This is a genomic window from Rhizobium sp. P28RR-XV (assembly GCF_012641385.1).
In the GTDB taxonomy this organism is placed as follows: Bacteria; Pseudomonadota; Alphaproteobacteria; order Rhizobiales; family Rhizobiaceae; genus Rhizobium.
Genome location: NZ_JABAIG010000015.1, coordinates 42,174 through 65,147, shown reverse-complemented (window position 1 = coordinate 65,147; position 22,974 = coordinate 42,174). Strand labels below are relative to the sequence as shown.

Annotated in this window: 22 protein-coding genes and 5 pseudogenes; 14 read left to right on the top strand and 13 right to left on the bottom strand. The window is 58.2% G+C overall.

The genetic code is table 11. From position 1 onward, the window contains the following. Window position 1 precedes the first annotated feature (1 nt). Complete coding sequence (locus HGP12_RS27430) at window positions 2-1,768, top strand: GMC family oxidoreductase (RefSeq protein ID WP_168879816.1); 1,767 nt, start codon at window positions 2-4, stop codon at window positions 1,766-1,768. Continuing rightward, window positions 1,765-3,003: a cytochrome c gene (locus HGP12_RS27425; protein ID WP_168879815.1), complete on the top strand. Its 1,239-nt coding sequence runs from the start codon at window positions 1,765-1,767 to the stop codon at window positions 3,001-3,003. The genes HGP12_RS27430 and HGP12_RS27425 overlap by 4 nt, the downstream gene beginning before the upstream one ends. A gap of 177 nt (window positions 3,004-3,180) precedes the next feature. Here the strand turns inward: HGP12_RS27425 and HGP12_RS27420 are convergent, their stop codons facing one another. The 3 genes and pseudogenes from HGP12_RS27420 to HGP12_RS27410 form a co-directional block, all read right to left on the bottom strand. Further along, window positions 3,181-4,476, bottom strand: a complete 1,296-nt coding sequence (locus tag HGP12_RS27420) for a DUF3422 domain-containing protein (RefSeq protein WP_409527231.1) — start codon at window positions 4,474-4,476, stop codon at window positions 3,181-3,183. Window position 4,477: 1 nt separating this feature from the next. After that, window positions 4,478-4,753, bottom strand: a pseudogene (locus tag HGP12_RS27415) (HAD family hydrolase); the annotation flags it as partial. Between the two features lie 31 nt (window positions 4,754-4,784). Continuing rightward, window positions 4,785-5,534, bottom strand: a complete 750-nt coding sequence (locus tag HGP12_RS27410) for an SDR family oxidoreductase (RefSeq protein WP_168879812.1) — start codon at window positions 5,532-5,534, stop codon at window positions 4,785-4,787. A 100-nt stretch (window positions 5,535-5,634) separates the two neighbouring features. Here HGP12_RS27410 and HGP12_RS27405 point away from each other — a divergent pair, with 100 nt between their 5' ends. Beyond that, a complete protein-coding gene (locus HGP12_RS27405) occupies window positions 5,635-6,621 on the top strand; it encodes an AraC family transcriptional regulator (protein ID WP_168879811.1) in 987 nt (328 codons plus the stop codon). A 246-nt stretch (window positions 6,622-6,867) separates the two neighbouring features. Here HGP12_RS27405 and HGP12_RS27400 read toward each other — a convergent pair. From HGP12_RS27400 to HGP12_RS27390, 3 genes and pseudogenes are all read right to left on the bottom strand, one after another. Further along, window positions 6,868-6,980: pseudogene (locus HGP12_RS27400) on the bottom strand (DDE-type integrase/transposase/recombinase); the annotation flags it as partial. Window positions 6,981-7,141: 161 nt separating this feature from the next. Next, window positions 7,142-7,360, bottom strand: a complete 219-nt coding sequence (locus tag HGP12_RS27395; RefSeq protein WP_168879810.1) for a hypothetical protein — start codon at window positions 7,358-7,360, stop codon at window positions 7,142-7,144. Window positions 7,361-7,386: 26 nt separating this feature from the next. Beyond that, the gene (locus HGP12_RS27390; RefSeq protein WP_168879881.1) at window positions 7,387-9,345 is read right to left on the bottom strand and encodes a hypothetical protein; all 1,959 of its coding nucleotides are present in this window, start codon (window positions 9,343-9,345) and stop codon (window positions 7,387-7,389) included. Window positions 9,346-9,690: 345 nt separating this feature from the next. On the opposite strand from HGP12_RS27390, the pseudogene HGP12_RS27385 reads away from it, so the two are divergent. Next, a pseudogene (locus HGP12_RS27385) lies at window positions 9,691-9,903 on the top strand (VOC family protein); the annotation flags it as partial. A gap of 177 nt (window positions 9,904-10,080) precedes the next feature. Here the strand turns inward: HGP12_RS27385 and HGP12_RS27380 are convergent. Then, on the bottom strand, window positions 10,081-10,317 hold the full coding sequence (locus HGP12_RS27380; protein ID WP_312862950.1) for a hypothetical protein: 237 nt from the start codon (window positions 10,315-10,317) through the stop codon (window positions 10,081-10,083). Between the two features lie 207 nt (window positions 10,318-10,524). Between HGP12_RS27380 and speB the strand changes: the two genes are divergently transcribed. Together speB and HGP12_RS27370 are read left to right on the top strand one after the other, a co-directional pair. Beyond that, a complete protein-coding gene (gene speB / locus HGP12_RS27375) occupies window positions 10,525-11,574 on the top strand; it encodes an agmatinase (RefSeq protein ID WP_168879807.1) in 1,050 nt (349 codons plus the stop codon). A gap of 130 nt (window positions 11,575-11,704) precedes the next feature. Beyond that, window positions 11,705-12,868, top strand: coding sequence for an aminotransferase (locus HGP12_RS27370; protein WP_168879806.1), 1,164 nt, complete (start codon window positions 11,705-11,707; stop codon window positions 12,866-12,868). On the opposite strand, the gene HGP12_RS27365 is transcribed toward HGP12_RS27370, so the two are convergent. The 3 genes from HGP12_RS27365 to HGP12_RS27355 all read right to left on the bottom strand — a co-directional run bounded on the left by HGP12_RS27365 (window position 12,869) and on the right by HGP12_RS27355 (window position 16,001). Next, window positions 12,869-14,215: an LLM class flavin-dependent oxidoreductase gene (locus HGP12_RS27365; RefSeq protein ID WP_168879805.1), complete on the bottom strand. Its 1,347-nt coding sequence runs from the start codon at window positions 14,213-14,215 to the stop codon at window positions 12,869-12,871. 113 nt (window positions 14,216-14,328) lie between these two features. After that, window positions 14,329-15,261, bottom strand: coding sequence for a LysR family transcriptional regulator (locus HGP12_RS27360; RefSeq protein ID WP_168879804.1), 933 nt, complete (start codon window positions 15,259-15,261; stop codon window positions 14,329-14,331). Then, window positions 15,258-16,001, bottom strand: coding sequence for a UTRA domain-containing protein (locus HGP12_RS27355; protein WP_168879880.1), 744 nt, complete (start codon window positions 15,999-16,001; stop codon window positions 15,258-15,260). Before HGP12_RS27355 ends, HGP12_RS27360 begins: the two co-directional genes overlap by 4 nt. Before the next feature lie 226 nt (window positions 16,002-16,227). Here HGP12_RS27355 and HGP12_RS27350 point away from each other — a divergent pair, with 226 nt between their 5' ends. The 4 genes from HGP12_RS27350 (at window position 16,228) to HGP12_RS27335 (ending at window position 19,249) form a co-directional block, all read left to right on the top strand. Then, window positions 16,228-17,055 (top strand): transporter substrate-binding domain-containing protein, encoded by an 828-nt coding sequence (locus HGP12_RS27350; protein ID WP_168879803.1) that lies wholly within the window; start codon window positions 16,228-16,230, stop codon window positions 17,053-17,055. Window positions 17,056-17,154: 99 nt separating this feature from the next. Next, a complete protein-coding gene (locus HGP12_RS27345) occupies window positions 17,155-17,796 on the top strand; it encodes an amino acid ABC transporter permease (RefSeq protein WP_168843128.1) in 642 nt (213 codons plus the stop codon). Continuing rightward, entirely contained in the window at window positions 17,793-18,461 is a 669-nt protein-coding gene (locus tag HGP12_RS27340; protein WP_168879802.1) for an amino acid ABC transporter permease, read from the top strand. The genes HGP12_RS27345 and HGP12_RS27340 overlap by 4 nt, the downstream gene beginning before the upstream one ends. After that, window positions 18,458-19,249, top strand: coding sequence for an amino acid ABC transporter ATP-binding protein (locus HGP12_RS27335; protein WP_168879801.1), 792 nt, complete (start codon window positions 18,458-18,460; stop codon window positions 19,247-19,249). Before HGP12_RS27340 ends, HGP12_RS27335 begins: the two co-directional genes overlap by 4 nt. Before the next feature lie 82 nt (window positions 19,250-19,331). On the opposite strand, the pseudogene HGP12_RS34255 reads toward HGP12_RS27335, so the two are convergent. Continuing rightward, window positions 19,332-19,499: pseudogene (locus HGP12_RS34255) on the bottom strand (GntR family transcriptional regulator); the annotation flags it as partial. A gap of 283 nt (window positions 19,500-19,782) precedes the next feature. Between HGP12_RS34255 and HGP12_RS27325 the strand changes: the two are divergent. From HGP12_RS27325 to HGP12_RS27315, 3 genes are all read left to right on the top strand, one after another. Continuing rightward, window positions 19,783-19,992: a cold-shock protein gene (locus tag HGP12_RS27325; protein WP_168843125.1), complete on the top strand. Its 210-nt coding sequence runs from the start codon at window positions 19,783-19,785 to the stop codon at window positions 19,990-19,992. Between the two features lie 127 nt (window positions 19,993-20,119). After that, window positions 20,120-20,344 (top strand): hypothetical protein, encoded by a 225-nt coding sequence (locus HGP12_RS27320; RefSeq protein ID WP_168843124.1) that lies wholly within the window; start codon window positions 20,120-20,122, stop codon window positions 20,342-20,344. A 346-nt stretch (window positions 20,345-20,690) separates the two neighbouring features. Beyond that, on the top strand, window positions 20,691-20,966 hold the full coding sequence (locus HGP12_RS27315; RefSeq protein WP_168879800.1) for a hypothetical protein: 276 nt from the start codon (window positions 20,691-20,693) through the stop codon (window positions 20,964-20,966). Window positions 20,967-21,291: 325 nt separating this feature from the next. On the opposite strand, the gene HGP12_RS27310 is transcribed toward HGP12_RS27315, so the two are convergent. Further along, on the bottom strand, window positions 21,292-21,762 hold the full coding sequence (locus HGP12_RS27310; protein WP_168879799.1) for an Hsp20 family protein: 471 nt from the start codon (window positions 21,760-21,762) through the stop codon (window positions 21,292-21,294). Between the two features lie 458 nt (window positions 21,763-22,220). Here HGP12_RS27310 and HGP12_RS27305 point away from each other — a divergent pair, with 458 nt between their 5' ends. Beyond that, complete coding sequence (locus tag HGP12_RS27305; RefSeq protein WP_246703560.1) at window positions 22,221-22,796, top strand: LysR substrate-binding domain-containing protein; 576 nt, start codon at window positions 22,221-22,223, stop codon at window positions 22,794-22,796. Here the strand turns inward: HGP12_RS27305 and HGP12_RS34250 are convergent. Next, a pseudogene (locus HGP12_RS34250) lies at window positions 22,791-22,920 on the bottom strand (type II toxin-antitoxin system VapC family toxin); the annotation flags it as partial. The gene HGP12_RS27305 and the pseudogene HGP12_RS34250 sit on opposite strands and share 6 nt — an antisense overlap. Between the last annotated feature and the right edge of the window lie 54 nt (window positions 22,921-22,974).

The window sequence follows — 22,974 nt, the reverse complement described above, 5'->3', positions numbered from 1 at the left end:
CATGGCGCGTAAACTACCGGCGACAGATGTTGTGATCATCGGTCTCGGATGGGCGGGATCTATCATCGCCACCGAACTCACGGATCAGGGCCTCGACGTGGTGGCACTTGAAAGGGGTCCCTGGCGCGACACGGCGTCGGATTTCAATGTGGCGTCCGCCGCAGACGAGCTCCGCTACGCTCAGCGGCAGGATCTCATGGTCCGCACGGCGCAGAACGCCATCACCGTACGCAACAACCCTTCGCAGACGGCGCTGCCGATGCGCAACTGGGGCTCTTTCCATCCGGGCAATGGGACGGGTGGCGCGGGCAATCATTGGGCCGGCATCACCTTCCGTTTCCAACCAGAAGAGTTCCGCCTGAAGAGCCATCTGGCTGAACGATATGGTGCAAGCGCCATTCCAGAAGAGCTGACCTTGCAGGATTGGGGTACCGACTGGAGCGAGATGGAACCGTTCTACGACGCCTTCGAAAAGATCGCAGGCATTTCCGGAAAGGCCGGTAACCTAGGCGGCAACATCCAGGATGGCGGCAATCCCTTCGAAGGTCCTCGCTCGAGCGAATATCCAACCCGGCCGCTAAAGCAGCCCTATGGTCCGACACTGTTTGCCGAGACTGCCCGCAATTTGGGCTATAAGCCGTTCCCGGTGCCGTCGGCGCTGATTTCCGAGCCCTATACGAATCCACTCGGCGTTACGATGGGACCTTGCACCTTCTGCGGCTTCTGCACCAACTACGGATGCGCCAACTATTCCAAGGCGAGCGCCGTCACCACTATCCTTCCCGCGTTGATTCGCAAATCCAACTTCACGGCGCGCACGAATTCGGAAGTCCTGCGCGTGACCCTCGATTCCACCGGCAAGCGCGCCATCGGCGTTGTTTTCGTGGACGCCTCCGGCGAGGAATGGGAGCAGCCGGCAGAACTAGTCATCGTCACCGCGTTCACCTTCGAAAACGTGCGGTTGATGCTACTGTCGGGGGTCGGAACGCCCTACGATCCGGCATCTAATGTCGGCACGACCGGACGCAACTACGCCTACCAGACGGCGAACGGCGTGCAGATGTTCTTTGACGATAAGAACTTCAATCCATTTATTGGTGCCGGTGCGGTGGGCATGGGTATCGACGAGTTCAACAACGACAACTTCGACCACTCGGGCCTTGGCTTTTTCGGTGGCGGCAGTGTCCGCATCACGCCGATCGGTGCCGCCCCGATCGGCTATCGCCCGACGCCTCCAGGTACGCCCAGATGGGGGGCGGAATGGAAGAAGGCGACAGTCAAGCACTACCTGTCGACTGCGTCTGTAGGCTGCGAGGCATCCAGCTATTCGACCCGTACCAATTATCTTTCCCTCGATCCGACCTACACCGATCGTCTCGGACGGCCGTTGCTTAGGATGACCTTTGATTTCCCCCAGAATGATCTGAAGATGGCTGCTTACTGTACCGACAAGGTCGCCGAAATCGCCCGTGCCATGGGAGCAAAGCAGGTAGTTTCGAACCCCGCCAAAGGCCACTGGAATACTGCACCTTATCAATCGTCCCATGTGGTCGGCGGATTCGTGATGGGCGCGGATCCGACGACCAGCGCGGTCAACAAGTATCTTCAGTGTTGGGACGTTCCGAACCTCTTTGTCGTCGGCGCTTCCGCTTTCCCGCAAAATCCCGGCTACAACCCGACCGGAACGGTGGGCGCCCTGGCGTTCAAGGCAGCGAACGCAATTCGAACGCAATATCTGAAAAATCCGGGTCCTTTGGTGCGAGCATGAGACATCTTCCTTTGATTGCGGCTGGCGCTCTCGCGCTTATCGGGAGTTCCGCCGCCGCTCAATCCCCACGCGAGGACTCTTTCGAGCAGATCGAGAAGGGGCGTTATCTGGCGACAGTCGGCGACTGTGCGGCATGCCATACTGTTCCGGGGGGAAGGCCATTTGCCGGCGGTGTTGTGCTGAAGACGCCCTTCGGGTCTCTCGTCGGCGCTAATATCACCCCCGATCCTGAAACCGGCATCGGGAACATGACCGAAGAAGAATTCCAGAAGGTTATGTCCGACGGGCAGGGCAAGGGCGGATATCATCTCTATGGCGCAATGCCGTTCACGGCCTATACGAAGGTCACAAAGACGGACAACGCAGCCATCTACGCCTATCTGCAAACCTTGGAGCCCGTGAAAAACCAGGTCGAAACCAATCAGCTGCCGTTTCCGTTCAACGTCAGAGCCAGCCTATCGGTCTGGAACGCCCTCAACTTCGAGAAGGGTGAATTCAAGGCCAGCCTGGAAAAGTCGGTAGATTGGAACCGCGGCGCCTATATTGTTGAGGGGCTCGGTCATTGCGGCACTTGCCACACACCGAAGAATTTTCTCGGCGGTGACGAGAACAGCGATTTTCTAACGGGTGCCACACTGCAAGATTGGTATGCGCCAAATATCACGGCAGACCCCCACAAGGGTATCGGGGCGTGGACAGATGAGGACATCATCACTTATCTGAAGACTGGCACCAACCGCTTCGACACAGCATCGGGACCGATGGCTGAAGAAGTCGAAAACTCCAGTCGTCACTGGACGGATGCTGATCTCAAGGCTGTGGCTACCTATCTGAAGGAGAGCGCGGGAGCCGATGCGAAATCTCCGGCCGCGCTCGCTGCAACCGACGCCCGCATGGTCGCGGGCAGGGAGATCTACGCTGACCGATGTTCGGCTTGTCACACGCCGAACGGGGAAGGCGTGCCGAAACTTTTCCCGCAGCTTGCAAAGGCGCCGCTTGTCAACGGAGATGACGCCACCAGCCTGATGCGGGTGGTATTGGCAGGAAGCAGGGCCGGTGCAACGGATGCCGCACCAACGGGTCCGGCGATGCCGTCTTTTGCGTGGAACCTGAGCGATGACGACGTCGCTAACGTGCTCACCTATATCCGCAACAGCTGGGGCAACGCCGCCAAGCCGGTCGAAGCGAGCGATGTCGGCCAACTGCGGGAGCGACTGACCTCAGGGTCTCGATAGCGTTCCGGGCTGGCCGCGGATAGGCCGGACGAAGTGCAATGCCGAGTGGCGTCTTGCGTATTGTCCGCCTCTGCCTGCTGCAGTTGGCGCATATATTTCGAATAATCGGCCGCCTCTTATTGCATCACTGAGGTCGCAACTGTGGCTGCCGGCAGGCGGCAGGCAGAAAGGGGGTGCTCAATCGTCGCTGTGATGGCGTCGTATTTTCCTGACGAAGAACCACACAATGATCACCACGAAAGGCACCGCTGCGGCAATACCGACGGTGGACACGGGCTGGGAAAACGAATGGTCTAGCCCTTTCGCCAGATAGCTTGCCAGTCCGATGACATAATAGGAGATCGCAGCCACCGAAAGGCTTTCGACGGTCTGCTGCAGACGAAGCTGGAGCTTGGCTCGTTTATCCATCGAGGCCAGAAGCGCGGTGTTCTGCCTGGCAAGCCCAACATCGACCCAGCTTCTCAAAAGCTCGGTGGTCCTCGACAGCTTCATTGACAGATATTGCTGTCGCTCTTCGACCGATTTGCAGGTCCGCATGGCAGGCGCAAGCCTTCGCTCAAGAAAGGTGCCAAGCGTCTCGCCTCCGAGAGGTTCTTCATTGAGGGAGGCGATGCGTTCTCCGATAATGGAATCGTACGCTTTGCTCGCGCCGAACCGATAAAGGGATTGCGCGGCATTCGCCTCCAGCTCGGCGGAAAGACGGCTGATCTCCCCAAGCGTATCATCCGCGTCCTTCCATGCCTGGTCGCGCATCTTCTGGGTGACGGATCTCAGGCCTTCCTCGATCCTTCGTATCTCCGGAGAGAGCGTCTGAGCGAGCGGAAGCGCCAGCATAGCCAGGGTGCGATACGTTTCGATGTCCAAAAGACACTGGACGAGCGCGCCGCGCCCCAGGTCGGTCAATCCCTTGTCGACGATCAATATTCGGGTCAGCCCGTCGCCATCCTGTCGGAAGTCGGTGGCAACCTCAGCGGCCCCTTCGCGAACACGGCTGCGACAGAGGCTCGTCGGCCCGAAGGTTGTGATTGCTTTTGTCGCCTGCGCGCCATCAGGCCAAATCTCCAGTCGAATGCCGGAAATGAATTTGCCCGGTGGCCGAAAGCTGCCGCCGAAGGGATGAAGCGGCATGGGTTCGCCGAATTCCGTCATGGCCGGGCCATCCCAGAACCAGGTGGAGAATTCCGTATGCCGCTCCCAGCGCAGGGTTCCGCAGCCCCAGGGGATCGCGCAATGACGGGTTTCTCGGTCGGGTACGGGAACACCCTGCGCGCGCGCCAACTCCTCGATCAGCTCGTTGTGCGGCGCCTGCCCGGCATCCATCAGGAAGGCGAGCTGCAAGATGATGCGCGGGGACGACACCGCCACGAAGGGGCGGGCGTGCACCTCGCCCAGCGCAAGTGCGCGATTTTCCGCTGGCGGAAAGCTCAGCTGAGCGACCGGTGCATCCTTGGCGGGACCTTGAACCTTGTGCAAACTACCGTCGGCCTCCGACCTCGTCGTTGTGATAGAGCAGATCGGCGGGGTCCTCGTAGATCTGCATGGGCCCGGCGTCGCGCAATTCCTCGCGGCCATATCCGCCGCTTAAAAGACCGACATCCAGTGCCCTACAGCGGGTGGCCGCCAGCATGCCCCACACACTGTCGCCGATGACGACGGAGTTTTCAATCCACACGCCCAAAGCTTCGGCAGCCGCAATGAAGAGGTCAGGATCGGGCTTAGCGTATTTAACCTGATCGCGGGTGATGATGGGGAACGGCTGCGCCAATCGCGGTGCCGAGTAATTAGCCTGCCTCAGCCATCCATGCTTCGGCATCGGCCCCAGCGGGGATACGCAGCGGGGTGGATGGATCGGTGGCTGCCCGCCAGATCGCTTCTGCCACGTCGGGTGCATGGGTCACCGGACCGGAGCTGTCGCGGACGCTCGCAACGAAGCGCTCGATCATCGGAGCATAGGCGGGATGATCAAGACCGCGCAGATGCGGCCGTGCATTGTCGCCGAATCGCGTCTCGGGGGAACGGCCCGGCAGGACGATGTGAACGCGCACGCCGAATGGCTCCACTTCCATCGCCAGCGATTCAGTGAAGGCGTTAACCGCGGCTTTGCTGGCCCGGTACACGCCAATGAGAGGCAGCGGCTTGAGCGTAACCGTCGAGGTGACGTTGATGATAACGCCTGCTTGGCGCTTGCGGAAAGCTGGAAGGACCGCCTGGACCATCGCAAGCGTGCCCAGCATATTGGTCTCGAACAAAGAACGTGATGTCTCGGGCGCGGTCAACTCGATTGGCGCTGGCGCCCCAAAGCCGGCATTGTTGACTAGAACGTCGATCACACCGGCCTGCGCAATGACCCTGCTAATGCTGTCGGGATCGGTGATGTCGAGCGGCAGGATGCGCAGGCGATCGGAGGAGGGCAGCAACTCGGCGCGGGGCGCACGCATCGTCGCGATGACATTCCAACCGCGATCGAGAAACAGTCGTGCGGTCTCCAGGCCGAAGCCGGAAGAGCAGCCGGTAATGAGGATCGTAGACATGGGGAACTCCGGAAAAATGTTGAAACCGCCCAGAAGGTAGATTGTCGCCACAGGACTTGATATCGTTCAGAGTATGAATTTCATTGGCGAAAGTCCTGTAATGACCGTTGATCCGCTCGCCGAGATCGTAACACTGCTCCAGCCAACCGCGCGTTTCTCCAAACTGGTGGAGTGCGCCGGCTCCTGGAGGATCCATCGTGAAATGACGCGCCAGCCATTTTATTGCGCGGTGCTGGAGGGGTGCTGCCGAGTGTCGATAAACGGGCAGCCATTCATGGTGTTGGAGGCCGGCGATTTCGTGCTGGTGCCAGCAATGCATGATCTCATCAATGAAAGCCTCAACGCGCCACCGGACGGAGTGACGACGAGACCGATCGAGATCAGTGAGGGCTGTTTTCGCGTCGGCGGCAAGAACGGACCCGCCGAGCTGCGGATGCGGATCGGTCACTGCAGCTTTGGTTCGGCTGACGCGGAACTCCTCGTGCCGCTCCTGCCACAGATGGTTCTCGCGCGCGAGCCCCGGCTCGCGACGCTGATGCAGCTGGTCGGCGACGAGACCCGGGCGCGGCGTCCGGCGCGTGAACTCATGCTCGAGCGGTTGCTCGAGGTGCTGCTGATCGAAGCTTTGCGATGCGGCGCCGAGACCGGGTCCTCCGTACCTGGCCTGGCCCGTGGCCTTGCCGACAATCGCCTGGCGGCCGCGCTATGCGCCCTCCATGCACGGCCCGAATATCCCTGGACCGTGGCGGAACTGGCCGCCGAAGCAGCTCTATCGCGCTCGGCCTTCTTTGCACGTTTCGGTCGCGCCGTGGGCCTACCGCCGTTGGGGTATCTGCTGACTTGGCGGATGGCGCTGGCGAAGCGATTGCTGTGCGAGCGCGAACTCAGCATAGATCAGGTTGCCGCGCGCGTGGGCTACAGTTCCGCAAGCACCTTCAGCATTGCCTTTGCCCGCCATGCGGGCGCGCCGCCTGCTCGTTATGCGCGGATGCGGCGCCAAGGAAAGCATCCGACAGCCGCAGCAGCGAAATTGAACGGACGACCGATTTTGGCAAGCACCGACTTTGCGCCCGAATGGCAAGGATAAGGCACAATGCTGCTGATGGTGCTACGTCAACAAGCAGAAGAGCGCACACCGATTCTACGAGAATGCTACTTTCGGTAGGCTAATACTACGCTAGGCCTTAACGATGGAGACGAAGGAATTCGGGCCCTGTTACAAAAATTCCGGTTGGTTTGAAATATCCTATTGTCTCTGCTATTACGCGGCCTGACCATCGAGATTCCATGCGAGCAGAGCGACGGCTTCTGTCAAGGCGCTTAGTCCAGAAATACGCGTCGGAGACAGATAGAAATCGATCGTGTTGCCGAACTTGTCTACGGCTCGGTATAGATATGTCCATCTACCGCGAACTTTCACAAGGTTTCATCGACACGCCAGCTCGTTGACAGCGCAATCGTTTCTCGGTCTCGGGCGCCCATTTCTGGACTCAGCGATAGGAGAGCGGCGAAACGTGGTGCGACAGGTAGAGGCCTATGGACGGCGATCGGCGCGGAGTTTCCGAAAGTAACACATGATGGCGCGCAGCTTGGCAAAGCCCCCCTTACTAGCCTTCCATATGGCCGCTCGCGACAGACGCCGTGGACCTCACCGCGATCGCCACATCAACCCCCTTAATCACGGAGGCTCCAGCCCCCCGGAGGTCAACGACGGTCCTCAGATGTCCGGTTGCTGCATGCGGCAATGGTGTGACCGTCCCCGCATCAAGATCCGCAACCCAAAGACCATGCTCACCGGCGACGCCGATCACGACAACTTTTGCCATTCCGATAATTCCTTTCTGTTAAAGAACTAGAATCCTGCTTTCTTTAGGCCTTCCCGATAAATGTCCTTTTGCCATTGTTCCTTGAATGGAACGATAGTTAGCCATTTATCGATATCGAATTGAGGATTTGCCTCAAGAGCCCGACGCACGAAGAAACGCGACTTCTTTTCATCGCCGAGCATTGCCCAGCTTGCCGCCGAAAGCCGGTCCGCGAGATCGCCGTCGACCATCTCGTCAATGTACCCGAGTGCACCCTCGAAATTGCCGAGGCTATAGCTGGCTCCTGCCGCAGTCCATAAATAGGAGTCCGGAGTCAATGGATTAAGCTCGATCGCTCGTTCGAGCTTCTGCAATGCAAGGTCTGGCCGCGAAAAATGATTCAACGTATCGGCGTGGTCGGCGATGATGTCGGCATAATTGGGGCTAAGCGTTTCAGACACTTCCAACGCCTGCACGCTTTCATCTATTGCCCCCATAAGAAGCTTTGCAACCCCCAGTTCGCGGTAACCATCCGCCGAGTCTCTTCGAGCCTCGATGGCGCGTGTGGCGTATTCCGCCGCAGCCTGCAGAAGATCGAGATCGCCGCGGGCGGTTAGAAGCCATTCCTTTGAATAGGTTCGCGCAATCGAACTCAAGGCCGGCGCAAAATTTGCGTCTTCCTGTAAGGCGCTTTTCAGTTCCTTCCGCGAGCGCCGTAGGTTCGGAAGCGTCAGTCGATTGAGATAGTGACGACCAACAAGGTAGCGATGGTACGCGGCCGCGCTTCGCTCGAAATAGAGTCGGGTGACCTGATGGCTTTCGATGCGCCCTGCCACGAAAAGAGTAATTTGTCGCAGAATGTCACGGCGACGGCTCATCAGATCCAGTGTGCTGAGCATGTAGCGCTCAGCCCAGACGATCTCGGAGTTGTCCACATATATGAGCTGAACGAACAAGGAAAGATCCTGATCCTTCAAGCCACTCAAACGCGTGTCAAGAACATAAGTGATGTCATAGCGTTCATAAACGTTGGCCTTATCCTCCGACGTTTTTCCGATCCTCACCGCAGTATGAGGGGCAATAACCTCAAGGCTATTCAGGGCGCAGAACGCTATCGTGATATCTTCAACCAGCGAGGACGCAACCATGGCGACAATCGGATCGCGATGAGTATTCGTGGGAGGCAGCAAGGCGAGACGCGGAATAGTTTTTGCCAGTGTTTTCTCGGACTGAGGGGGGAAGTCGGTGATGGACATACCCTGCGCCGAGAAGTGCTCGGGTGCCTTCGTTCTCACAACGCTTTCAGCAGAAGCTTTATTCGAAGTGGTACCTAGCGGAGCGGGTCCCTCGGAAAGTGACTGTTTCCGCTGCTCCAGGTATTTTCGGAAATATTCAACCTCTTCCTCCGCGTTGAATAATTGCACAAGGAATCGGAGTGTATCCGGATCGTCAGGTTCATTATGAAAGATGAGGATTGCCGCATTCTTTACGATCTCCTCTTCTTTGGGTGTTTTTGCTGAATGAGAGGTTTCCTTCAGCAACCCCTTAAGAAGGGCATTGTGGTAGATTTTACGCTGGAGTAGCCATGCGTCAAAATCGCGACTTTGGCAGTTAACCGGGCCTATAAAGGTCCGATTAAAGAGTCCAACCAGGCGCCCGAGCCAGATCACGGGTTCCTCGAAGCCCTTCCTGTCAAGCGACAAAAGATCGGATGCGATTGCCGTCTGCCCCAGCGAGATCATGCCATCCGTGAAGCGAAGGAACTCCGCCCCAAGTTCATCCTGGCGTGATTTGATCCTTGAAATGATTGAGCGCAAATTGACGAGTGAAACCGGCCTATCCGCGTCGCCCCATAAAAACTGCGCCAACTTCGCCCGATGCTCAGAACCTTCTTGGCTTGTAAGTAGATAGGCAAGGATCAATAGACCCTTCTCTGGAAAGGAAACGGATTTGCCTTTCGCATCAAGGAGCTGGAGTTGTCCAAATGTCTGCAAAGAAAATGTCATTTTGAATGCGCCCAGGCGGTATGAATTTTCGATCACTGCATTTGTATGGGAATGCGGATAAATGCGGCGCAGATCCGCAGGGTTAGAAACCGTAAATGTATATGTTAATGGCAGTTTGTGCCAATATCCTGCCGGATTCAACAGCCGGAATCTTCTTGTGCACCGCAAACACCATGATAGTTTGCGTTGCACATTACATTGAATATCGATATGTCCTGCAATTGCCGCCTTCAAAGGAGAATTGCATGTATAAAATAATGCTTCTGGGCGTGAAAGGCGAAGCCAGCTTATCGCTTGGCGACTTTGAAGCAGGTACCGTCACGGCAGTGGACGGCAATGCGGCGGGGCACGACTGTTTATTTCGAATGCGACGATGTGGACGAAAAATTTCAAGATCTGCCGTCAGCAGGGATTTCCTTCTCTAGTCCGCCCCAAGACCAAAGTTGGTTATGGCGGGAAGCTGACCTATTCGACCCAGGCGGAAATCGCGTTCTGCTTTATTTTGCTGGAAAGAACCGCATCGACCCGCCTTGGCGAATAAAGCCTATCAAGTCATAGATCGCGCTTACTCTACCAGAATATGGCTGAAAACCGCCGAGTTACTTTGGCAGAGATCATGCACCGGAACGGAGGCGGCACCTCAATTCGTGCCCGATGGCCAAAGTTTGGTGCCAAGCCTCATTGAGGTGATCCGGTCGACGTATATTGTTGCCCACTTAACGCCGTTGGAAGGCGTCACGTGGCGGTGAATGTCACCGTCACGCCACGCTGCCGAAAATACGCCTGCATAAGTTTTCTGCCGGAACGATTGTTATGTACGAGCCTGGTCGGGTCGAATGCGGCTTCCTTCAAACCCGCTCGCGTCAAGGCTGCCTTGAGATTCGCAATATGCAAGTCAATGTCGGCGTTGTCCGCTTTGAGCGATTCATAAATGCGGTTGATGGCATCTTCTACGGTCAGTTCACTCACTATTACACTCCTGTTGTTGTTAGCAAAATCGTTGGGCGAAGGATCGTGTTGCATCTATTGACTAATTCTTGTGGGCGCATGACATTTTTCCGCTGGAAGCAATAAGCCGAGGCCACGGATTCGATGACGCCAAAGTGCGATCCTCAGAAATACGGCACGGGAATATCCGCATTAGCACCAGGATAGCAATCAGTTGACCGAGGGATTCAAATGACATTCGACGAGGAAAAGCTAAGTGCGCTGCGCAAGAAGTATGGCGAGAGCCACGGCGGAGAGCTTTTCGATGCCAAGTTCCGCAAGGTTGCTGACAAGATATTCTCGAAGAGCGGCACGCGGCTTGCCCCATATGCCGGCGTTCCGACCTTGCTGTCGGCACCCTACATGCCGGTCGACGCGGAAAATCCGGAGTTCGGCAACCTGCAGGTCGCGCTTCTCGGCATTCCGATGGATCTTGGCGTCACCAACCGCCCGGGTTCTCGTTTCGGACCGCGCGCTCTGCGCGCCATCGAGCGCATCGGCCCCTATAACCACGTCCTCGGCTGCGCGCCCGTCTTCGATCTTAGGGTTGCCGATATCGGCGATGTTCCCTTCCAGAGCCGCTATCGTCTCGAACTCAGCCACGACGATATAGAAAAGCGCGTCAATCAGATCGTCGATGCAGGTGTTCTGCCATTGTCCGTCGGCGGCGATCACTCGATTACGCATCCGATCCTCAAGGCCGTCGGCAAGAAGGCGCCGGTCGGTCTTATTCATATCGACGCCCATTGCGATACCGGCGGCTCCTTCGACCAGACGAAGTTCCATCATGGCGGCCCCTTCCGAAATGCCGTGCTTGACGGCGTGCTCGACCCGACGCGCACCATTCAGATCGGGATCAGGGGATCGGCGGAATACCTCTGGGAGTTCTCCTATGAGTCCGGCATGACGGTCATTCATGCCGAAGAAGTGTCCGGCGTCGGTATTCCGGCCATCATCGAGAAGGCCAGGCGGATCGTCGGCGACGGCCCGACCTATCTGTCCTTCGATATCGACAGCCTTGATCCGAGCTTTGCGCCGGGCACGGGAACGCCGGAGGTCGGCGGGCTCACCACCCGCGAGGTACTGGAACTCATTCGCGGCCTGAAGGGCATCAATCTGGTCGGCGGCGATGTCGTTGAGGTAGCGCCGCAATATGATGCCACGACCAACACGGCCCATGCCGGCGCGCAGACGCTGTTCGAGATCCTGAGCCTCATGGTTTTCAGTCCGTCGGTGAGATAGCGGGGGACTGCTTCGAGCCAAGAGGGAAGGAAGCGGCGGCTTGTCCGCCGCTTGTCCTCTCCTCTTCGACAAAGCAGTTGAGACGACGAGCGATATCGGTGTAGCAATCGGTTTCAACAGGATAATCGATATGCCAGTCGCCACCCCCAATGGTCTCGTTGCCCGCCTTTCACCCCCGCCCATTCCCTCCGTCATTGCCTGGAGCCGCGAATATACCGGCGCCAAGGGGCCGCTCATCGATCTCTCGCAGGCCGTGCCGGGCTATCCCGCGCATCCGGAAATGCTGCGGCTGCTCGGCGAGGCAGCCGCGTCGCAAACCATGACCGGTTATGGACCGATCGAAGGAGAGACGGTCCTGCGGGAGGCCTATGCGCGGCATGTGAGCGAGGTTTACGGCGCGCCCGTCGTTCTCGAGAATATCCACATCACCTCCGGCTGCAATCAGGCCTTCATGTGCGCGGCCATCGCGCTTGCCGGCGCCGGCGAAACCGTGGCACTGACCAATCCCTTCTATTTCAATCATGATACGACGCTTGCTATGCTCGGCATCAATCGCATGCTCGTCGAATGCGACGCGGCGAACGGGTTTCTTCCCGATCTCGCATCCGCCGAACAGGCGCTGTCCACCGGAGCGCGCGCACTGGCGATCGTCACGCCCAACAATCCGACTGGCGCCGTCTATCCGCCGACGCTGCTGCATGACCTCTTCCTGTTATGCCGCAAATATGGGGCATGGCTGATCCTAGACGAGACCTATCGCGATTTCCTGGCTGAGAGCTATGGACCTCCGCATGGGCTGCTTTCCGAACCCGCCTGGGAGGAGACGCTCGTTCTCCTTTACAGCTTCTCGAAGTCCTTCTGCATTCCCGGCCACCGGCTCGGCGCGATCACGGCCGGGCCGAGGCTGCTGGCCGAGATCACCAAAGTCATGGACAATATGCAGATCTGCGCGCCGCGCTCGGCCCAGCATGCCGTCGCCAACGCCCTGCCGGTGCTGGCCGGCTGGCGAGCCGAGAACCGGCTGGAGATTGCGCGGCGGGCTGATGCGCTGAAGGCGGTTATGGCCGGGCTGCCGGGCTGGGATATCGCTGCGATCGGCGCCTATTTCGCCTTCATCCGCCATCCCTTTGCCGATCAGCCATCCGTGGCGGTCGCCGAGCGGCTCGCGAAACAGGCAGGAATCATCTCGATCCCCGGCGCTTACTTCGGCGCAGGGCAGGAACGCTATCTGCGTCTGGCATTTGCCAATGCCGATGCGGCTTCGATCGGCCTGCTCGGCGAGCGTCTGCGCTGATCAGGCCCGGGTTTTCGCGAACCGGTTGGCGGGCATGGAGAGCCCGAGATTCTCGCGCAGCGTCGAACCCTCATACTCCTTCCGGAACAATCCGCGCCGGCGCAGTTCCGGCAGGACAAGCCGCACGAAATCGTCGAGGCTCGCCGGCAAGGTTGGGAACATTAGGATGAAGCCATCGGCTGCACGTGTCTCGAACCATTCTTCCATGAAGTCGGCGATTTCGGCCGGCGTGCCGGTCATGCCGTTGCCGGTATGCTTTTCCGCGTAGTGACGGATGAGTTCGCCGACCGTGCGGCCGCTCCTGACGAAGTCAACCAGTTCGTCGAAAAGCGCGCGCGAGCCTTTCGGCGCAGCCGGCAGACGGTCCATCGGAAAGGGCTTGTCCAGAGGTACGCCCCGCAGATCCGCTTCCAGGAATTCCGACAGCATCAGGCGGCCGACGTCGGGATGCATCTTGTCGATCAGATAATCGACCTTCGCCTGCGCCTCGGCCTTCGTCTCGCCGACATTGATCACGACGCCCGGCATGATCTTCAGGTCGTTCGGATCGCGTCCATAGGCCGGCATGCGCGCCTTCACATTCTCGTAGAAGGCGCGGTTGCGGTCGATGCTGGAGGCGAGGCTGAAGACGATCTCGGCCGTGCGCGCTGCCATGTCCATGCCTGGTTCCGAGCCGCCGGCCTGTGCGATGACAGGGCGGCCCTGCGGTGTCCGCGCGATATTGAGGGGACCACGTACCTGGAAATGCTTGCCCTTGTGGTTCAGCGTATGATGCTTCGCCTTGTCGTAATAGATGCCGTTTTCGCGATCGAGAAGCAGGGCGCCGTCCTCGAAACTATCCCATAGGCCGAAGACGACATCGACGAATTCGTTGCCGCGCTCGTAGCGCAGGGCATGCGGATCCAAGCCTTCGCGGTTGAAGTTATAGCCGGTTTCGTCGTGGTCGGAGGTAACGACATTCCAGCAGGCGCGGCCGCCGCTCAGATGATCTATCGAGGAAAAGAGGCGCGCAACGTTGTAAGGCTCGCAGTAGCTCGTCGACACGGTTGCGACCAAGCCGAGGTTTTGCGTGGTGACCGAAAGCGCCGACAGCAGGGAGAGCGGCTCAAAGCGGTTCATCTTGGTGGGAATACGGGCGAGAGCATCGGGGTCGCCGACGGCTGCGGCGGGTGAATCCGCCATGAACATGAAGTCGAACTTTGCTGCCTCTGACCGTTTGGCAACGTTAAGCAGATGCTGGAAATCGTTGGCGCCGTTGACGTTGCTGGCCGGATGAAGCCACGACGCCGGATGGAAGCCGAACGTGTAGACGAAGGTGCCGAGCTTCATCTTGTCTGTGCGTGCCATGAAATTCCAGCCTCCAGTCCTGACGATTGTGCAAATTATCGCCGTGCCGGTTTTTTACGCAATGATGCCGGGCTGTGTTTCGTTTTAGTTTTTCTAAAGGATTGCCCTGGCCATCATGGCGGGGCAGACATTCGCGCCTGCTGCCGCGAGATCGCCAGCAACCAATCGCGGAAGGCGGCGCCATGGGGCTTTTGCAGCGCCGACCGATCCCAGGCCAGGAAGTAGCTTTCGCGAAGCGGAAGTCGGATATCGATGGGGATGACGAGCGTTTGCGCCTCAAGCTCGTCGGCGATCATCGACATCTGCGCCAACACGATACCGCGTTTGTTGACGGCAGCGTCGATGGCGCTGCTCGAGAGGGTGAAGGATAGCCCGGGCGCCGTTTCTTTCAGCGTCACGCCCACTTTCGCCGCGAGGTCGGCCCAGCTGGGATAAGGGGTGAAGTGTCTTTCCCATTCGACATGCAAAAGCGGGTAGTCGAAAAGTTCGAATGCCGATGGCGCGCGCTTTTGAATGAGTGCCGGCGAGCAGGCCGGCACGACCCAGTCGCGGAAGAGCTCGCTGTAATGCTCGTGCTGAAGCACGTCCGATCCGTAGCTGATGCGGAAGTCGATTTCGTCGAAGCCCATGCGAGGCTCCTTATCGCGGCCGATAATCCGGACATGAGCGTCCGGATGAAGCGCCTGCCAGTCGAAGATGCGCCGGCCGATCCATTTGTTGACGACAGAAGACAAGGCGCTCAGGACGAGGGCATTTTCATTGCGCGCCCGCTCCAGCATGCGTTCGGCGATCGCGAATTGCTCGAAACCTTTGGAGATTTCCTGATGATAGAGCCTGCCCCATAAGGTCAGCTCTGCCGTGCGGCCGTTGCGTTCCAGAAGGGTCACGCCGAGAAAACTTTCGATCTTGCGGATCTGCTGGCTGATCGCACCGGGCGAAACCTTCAATTCCAGCGCAGCCGCGGTCACGCTGCCGCAACGGCCGACAGCTTCGAAAGCCTGCAGGCCTTTCAGCGGAATGGCCTTGAAGAGGCGCGGTTCGCTCACGTTGCATTTCTCCAGGACGAATAATCGGGCATTTCCTGTTCGGCCGGCTGAAAGTCGCCGGCGAATTGAAAGCGATCACCGGGATGGGTGATTTCGACATAGGTGACGGTGCGGCCGTTCTGCCAGGTCTGGCGGATGAGCGTCAGACAGGCGTCACCACGCTCGGTCTCCAGCAGCCGGGCCGTTGCCGGATCTGCCGAGACGGCGCGAATGATGTGCCTTGCCTTCGACCATGGCACCTGTGCCAATAGCCATTTGGCCGGTGGAACGGTTGCGAAGCTTTCATCTTTGGCAAGCGGTACGGCATCGAGCATGATGATGCGCCGCTCGATGGCGTTTGGCTTGCCGTCGACCAGATGCAAGCATTGCAGCCTCAAAACCTCCGCGCCGGGCTTTTCCCTCAACAAGGCCGCGCTGGAGGCGTCCAGCTTCTCTATTCGCCGCTTCAGGATGCGGTGGGCGTGCGCGTGTCCTGCAAGCTCCGCCTCGGTGCTGATATCCTGAATATCCATGACCGTGCGGTCGATCTGCTGCGAGGCGACGAAGGAGCCCGCCTTGCGCCTCCGCAGGATCATGCCGCGTTCGGCGAGCGCCGAGAGCGCCTTGTTGACGGTCATTCGCGAGCATCGGTATTGGTCGGCCAGCTCATGCTCGATCGGGATGCGCTGGCCGGGCTTCCAGTCGCCATTCATGATCTTCGTCTCTATGTCTGCGAAAATTCTCTGATGAATTGAGACCAACATCCACCTCGATCCCGCGACGGCGCACAAATCTCGCCTCTATGCGAGGCAGTTTCGGCGAAAGGTCCGGCACGATTTTTGCGTTCCAAGACTTTTACATTGACACTGTAGGCCTGCCTATATCTATTTGTATAGACAAAAGCGGGCCAAAGAAGCTCGTTCGGCGGGAATACGCTGGGGAACCTGGACTCTTCCGCAGGAAGGGCAAAAAACTGGAGAGACGATCATGAAAAAGAATTCTCTGCTCAAAGGGTTGGTGAGCGCCGCGTTCCTTCTGGGAGCGACACTGTCCGCGCACGCCGCCGATACGCTTTCGGCTGTCAAGGCTGCCGGCACCCTGAAGGTTGGTACCGAAACGGCCTTCGCCCCCTTCGACTTTATCGATGCCGGCGAACATGTCGGATTAAACGTCGATCTCTTTAACGAGATCGGCAAGGAATTCGGTGTGAAGATCGAGTGGGTGACCTTGCCCTGGGACGGTGTTTTCCCGGCTCTGGAGGCCGGGAAGTTCGATGTGGTCGCCGGCCCGGCAACGATCACCAAGAAGCGCATGGAGCGTTACCGTTTCACGCCGCCGCTGGCCGAAGCGACCATTGCCATCCTCAAGAAGGCGGGCGACAAGACCATCAACAAGCCGGAAGACATCGCCGGCAAGAAGATCGGCGTCGGCAAGGCAACCTCGCAGCTTGATCAGCTCAAGGAATTCTCCGAGACATTGCCGACCAAGGCGGACATTCGCGAATATCCCGCCTTCACCGAATCCTACGCCGATCTTGCCGCCGGCCGCATCGCCGGCGTGGCGAATTCTCTGCCGAACATTGCGTTCGTCGCCAAGCAGCGGGAAGGCGTCTTCGAGGTCGTTCTGCCGCCCTTCGGCAAGAAATCCTATTTCGGCTTTATCGGCTTGAAGGATGCCGATCACGCACCCCTGATGGACGCAATCGATGCCGCCATGCTGAAGATCAAGGCGGACGGCCGGATGGCCACATTGCAGAAGAAATGGTTCGGCGCGACTTTCGATACGCCGGACTCCGTCAAGGACCCGGCATTCTGATCGATTGATCATCATCACCGAACATGCCTTGGATGTACCGGGGCATGTTCGGAGACCGATCCGGTTTCATGACCGCCAAGTGGACGACATCCAACCCCCATGTCCTTCAAACTCTTCGAATTGCTGCTGCAGGCGTCCATCTATACGGTTACGATCAGCGTCGTATCGATCCTGATCGGTTTCGCGATTGCGATCCTGTTGTCGGGCATGCTGCTTTCGCGGCGGCGCCATCTGATGCTGCCTGCCCAGATTTTCATCAGCTTTTTCCGTGGCGTGCCGCTGCTGGTGCAATTGCTGCTGATCTACAATCTTCTTCCTGTGATCGGCATCAATGTGCCGAGCGTTGTCGCGGCGGTGATCGGCCTATCACTCTGCACCGCCGCCTACCAGGCGGAAAACCTGCGGGGCGGATTTGCCAGCGTTCCCGTTGGACTGATCGAATCCGCCGAAATGGTGGGTTTGACACCCAGCCAAATCTTCCGGCGCATAAAAGTTCCGACCGCCCTTCGCCTGACATTTCCCGCCCTTGTCAATGAAGCGATCCTTATCCTCAAGGCGTCGTCCCTCGTCTCCGTCGTCGGCATCGTCGAATTGACGCGCATGGCGCAGGATCTCGCCGGCAGCACCTTTCTGCCTCTGCAGCTCTTTGCGTCTGCCGGCTTGATCTATCTGGTGATCAACTGGATCGTAGCCTTGGCCGGCGGCCTGATCGAGCGCTCTCTTCCCGGAGTGCCGCGATGACCTTCGACGTCAATGTCCTTCTCGATCAATGGCCAGCGATCATCAGCGGCGCGGGCGTCACGATCATGATCTGGGTTTTCGGCACGATTGCCGCTGCCATCCTCGGTTTTCTGCTGGCCGTTGCCAGACAATATTGCGGCCTTCTGATCGACAAGGCGCTCGGTCTTGCCGTCGCGGTCCTGCGCGGCACGCCCTTCCTGATCCAGATCTTCCTCGTCTATTATGGCGGTCCTTTCATCGGCCTGTCGCTCGATCCGCTACCGGCGGGATTGATCGGCATCTCGATCTATGGTGCGGCCTATTTCAGCGAAATTTTCCGCTCCGGCTTTCAGGCCGTTCCAACGGGGCACATCGAGGCCGGTGAATGCGTCGGCCTCACGCAAGGGCAGATCGTCAGGCGCATCCTGTTGCCGGAAATGACCATGCTGGTGTTGCCGCCGTCGGTGAACATGACCATCATTCTCATGAAGGAGACCGCGGTTCTCTCCATCATCACCGTGCCGGAGCTGACGGCGACGCTGAGCGCCATAGGTTCGCAGCAATATGCCTTTGTCGAGGCTCTATCCGCACTCGCGCTCTTTTATTGGGTGCTGGTCGAGTTCACCGGCTGGCTTGGCAATCTTGCCGAAACGAAACTTTCCAGATTCAGGTTTTTCAACGCATGAGCGTTCCCGCAATCGCAGTCAAAAATCTCGTCAAGAAGTTCGGTGATTCCACCGTCCTGCATGGCATTGATCTCGAGATCGCGCAGGGCCAGGTCTCCTGCCTTATTGGTCCTTCCGGCTCCGGCAAAAGCACACTTTTGCGCTGCATGGCCTTTCTTGAGGAGGCGACCCGCGGCACGATTGCCATTAATGGAGAGGTACTCGGCTTCAGCGAGAACGCCGAGGGTGTGCGGGAGCGGGTTCCTGCTGCCACGAACCGGGCTATCCGCGCACAGATCGGCATGGTCTTCCAGCAGTTCAATCTCTGGCCGCATATGACCGCGCTCGGCAATGTCAGCGAGGCGTTAAAGACGGTTCACAAGATGGGCCGCAAGCAGGCTGAGGATCTGGCGCTGGCCCAGCTCGTCAAGGTCGGGCTGGAAGCGCGCGCAGGGCACTATCCCTCGCAGCTTTCCGGGGGTCAGCAACAGCGTGTCGCCATTGCCCGCGCACTAGCGCTCAAGCCGAAGATCATGCTGTTCGACGAACCGACCTCGTCGCTCGATCCGGAGTTGACGGGTGAGGTATTAAATGTCATGCGCGATTTGGCAGCCGAGGGCATGACCATGGTCGTCGTCTCCCACGAGATCGGCTTCGCAGCGACAGTCGGCCAGCAGATCTTTTTCCTCGATCACGGCAGGATATTGTTCACCGGGACACCGCAGGCGGTATTCAAGAAACCGCGAAATCCACGTCTGGAACAATTTCTGGACACCTATCTCGATCGCGGCGCGTCAATGCTTCTTTGAGCGCCGCTGTGACGGCGACCAATGCCCCACACACGTAGAAAAAAGGTTGCTCGGGCCGGCAAAGTCATTGTTTCAAGAACGATCATCCCAATTGATCTCTCGCGAAAGCGATAAGGCTTTCCACGTGGCCAGCTACGGTAACGCGTGTTTGCTCCACATCGCCACGTTCCAATGCTTCAATAATAAGGAGGTGTTCTGTCGAATCCGGCTTCAGCCGATCTTTCAGTCGATCGATCTCGAACAGGACAGTGTTGGTAAGTTGCCGCTAGCTCCAGACCCGGAAGGACTTTTCCTTCGCGCAGCCAATTTATGGACGCAACCCAGGAGAGAAAGAGACATCAAACAAAAACTAAACGTTGACGCGACCCTCTAGGTTCCGTATAGATGCGTTATCGATCTTTTGCTTGCCGAGCTTTGTCTACCGCGCGATTGGCACCGCGCTCTAAGCGAACTTCCGTTTCAAAAATAGTCGGTTTCAACCCGCGTGGCATCTGCTTCGCGGTCCCTCACTCTATGCTTTGAAAGGGTTCATCATGACCACTGGCACAGTAAAATGGTTCAATTCCACCAAGGGCTTCGGCTTCATCCAACCTGACAACGGCGGCGCTGACGCGTTCGTTCATATCTCGGCTGTCGAGCGCGCCGGCATGCGCGAGCTCACCGAAGGTCAGAAGATCGGCTTCGAGCTTGAGCGCGACGTGAAGTCGGGCAAGATGTCGGCCTGCAATCTGCAGTCCGCGTAATCGATATCGGCTTCCCTTTGACCACGGATGTACTGGCACTGCCGGAAGCACGTATCACTTCAAGGCCAGGCATTTTGCCTGGCCTTTTTTCATTCGGTTCACACGGTGGACCCCTTAGGAATTTTCAATGACACAGACCTATAGCAAATCTCGCCAGGCCGCGGAGATCGCCTTTGGTAATCTTCAAACCACGTTCTTTGCCAAAAATCACGCAATGGACGAACTCGAGGCAATCACTCAGTCTCGAGACGCGAAGACTCAGCGGTTGCGTGAAGCACGGCTGGCAAAGGAACTCGCCGACAGGACCTCCGCCACGGCTGCACTGCTTGCCAAACGTGGCCGACTAGGTTGATCGAACCACTTTCCGTCGAGATAAAAAATTAAAAACCGATAGCGCCAATACTGAAACGCAACGCCTGAAACTTGTGGAGCGCACGGTTCCTGAAGGCAGCGTGGCTGAAGAGTAGGCGCCTCTCCCAGGGGCAGGGGCAAAAGCCCGGAGGCGCGCATCGCCTAAGAGTGCCTATATCGCCGGAATGGTCGAGGATGAAGCCGTTTGCAAGGCTTAGCGAGACGTTATGAAAACCGCAGCGCCAGACCGGCTTAAGCTTGCGGCGCCGGCGATCGATAGCTTTCGCTGATCGGCAGATGTGATCAATTCGCCCCGGGAGACTGACTCAAACAACAGGAGAGCCTTTATGGCACTGGATACGACCGAGCTTCAAGCGATCAACACGTCTTGGCAAATTGCGATCCAGGAAATCCTGCGCATGGTCATCCGTGACATGTACCGTGCAAGGGGAGAAGAGGCGTTCAATGCGCATATCAAACGGATCGAAGAAGCGGCAGTTGACAGCATTTACACCGACCTAAGACTCCGCGGTACTGACGAATGGACGGAGGTTCTCGTCAAGGAAAGAGCCAGCAATTTCGTGACGACCCTTTTGACGTCGTTCACATATGACCGGGCGTGAATTTTCGCGTCGAACAAGGGAAGCGAAAATCCATCCGGCCGACCGGCACGCGTCAAAGCTGCCAGGAAGAACGATAATAGGTTCGTCGAACATCTGGCTTCATGGCGCCTTTATCTCCCAACTGCTTGTCGGGTCGCATATGGAGAGTAAGGAGCGCTCGACAGCGCTCCCGACTGCGGTCATGTCCTTGCGACAGGACGCGGCTGCTCTGACCGTAAGCTTTTAGACGCGCTGGCGAGCGCGTTCTCTGCAGCTTTCGCCTTTCGGCCGCGGCGCTTTCGGATCTCCACCACGAAGGCTTTCGCGATGCGCTTCGCCATGGGAATTATGCTACCTGGCGCCCTGCTTCGATCTGCAGCGGCGCGGGCTGCTCGGCGGTAGTGCCGATTGCTACCTTCCGCGGCTTCATGGCTTCCGGGATCTCGCGCTTCAGCACGATGCGCAGAAGGCCGTTGACCAGAGACGCGCCCTCGACCTTGACGTGGTCGGCAAGCTCGAACCGCCGTTCGAAAGATCGTCCTGCGATACCTCGATGGAGATATTCGCCATCTTTCGGGTCTGCTTTCTGTCCCTTCACGACCAGAACGTTGCGTTCCTGGACGACGTCGAGATCGGAATTGGCAAAACCGGCGACTGCCATTTCGATGCGGTAGTCGTCGTCGCTCGTCTTGACGATATCGTAGGGAGGCCAAGTCTCAATCGGCTGCAGACGCTGCGCGTTACTCAACAGATTGAATACGCGGTCGAAGCCGACGCTGGAGCGATAAAGAGGTGCAAAATCAAGATCATTTCTCATAACCAAATCCTCCGTAAAGCGAGATGGAATGGAGACGCGGAAACTAGCGTCTCCGGTTCTGCCGGTCCCTTACGGCGACCGGCGAAAATGATCTAATTTTGCGAAAAACAGGTTTCAAGATCGTCCAACATATTTTTTATGATGTTCTCTGCGCGATCTATGAGGAACGGCCGTCACCACAGAATTCCTCACTCACAGCAGCTCGATCAGTGATCTAGAGGGGGTAATGTGGCGTGCCAATCCTGTATTAAGAAGCTTCCGCAACAATTTCAGCTGAGGAGATTCCAAACACGACCGCGGTGAGCAACGCACACTGGACTACGCCGAGGAAGATAGGTCCCCAAGTCGTGCGGGCGTTGCGCAGCTGTGTTCCGATATAGCCGTCAAGCAATTGGAGTAGCCCGGAAAGTCCACTCAGCCACAGCATTACAGCTAAGGGAGCACACACTGCCACAGCGATGGTGGTGACGGCGATCGGTACGGTGCGTGTGTCCGCGCCCGGTCTCAACATCCGGCGGCGGCCGACCAGCCGGGAGACCGTGCTGGGCGATTTGAGGCGCCGCGACATCGACATGGCGATCGGCCCGCTCGCGGCGGCGCCGGACGGCTTGGACCTAGTGCCCCTTTTCACTGAGCGACTGGTGCTGATGACGCGAAAAGCCCATCCGGCTTTGACCGCCGATATGTCCCTGACCATGCTCGCCGGGCTCGAGCACCTGCTGGTCTCGCAAAGCGTCGATGCGACGGGCAGCCTCGATGAGCGCCTGAGCGACGCCGGCCTTTCCCGACGCGTCGTGATGACCTTGCCGAACTTTCTGGCAGCGCCTTTTATTGTAGCAGAGACAGACCTCGTTGCCCTGCTGGCCGAACGCGTAGCGCATAGGCTTGCCGGTGTCGCAGCTATCGCTGTTCATCCGCAACCAGCCCCAGCCCCGTCGTGGACTATCGGTCTTGCACGGTTGGCGGGGGCCGCACCCGATCCGGCCGTTGACTGGATCTGCAGCCTGGCGGGCAAAGTCGCCGGCAAGCAATGAGGCGCGCGCTATCTCCGCCGCGGCCCGCAATCGCTTGTCTCTGGTCCATAAGGTCGCTCTGCGGTCAAGCAGAACGGACGCAAGCAGAGGGGGCATCCGCGTAGCCAATGCCTATACTGAAGATGCGAGGAAGCCCACCATCCGGAGCTATTCATGATATCGGTGCAACTCAAAACAT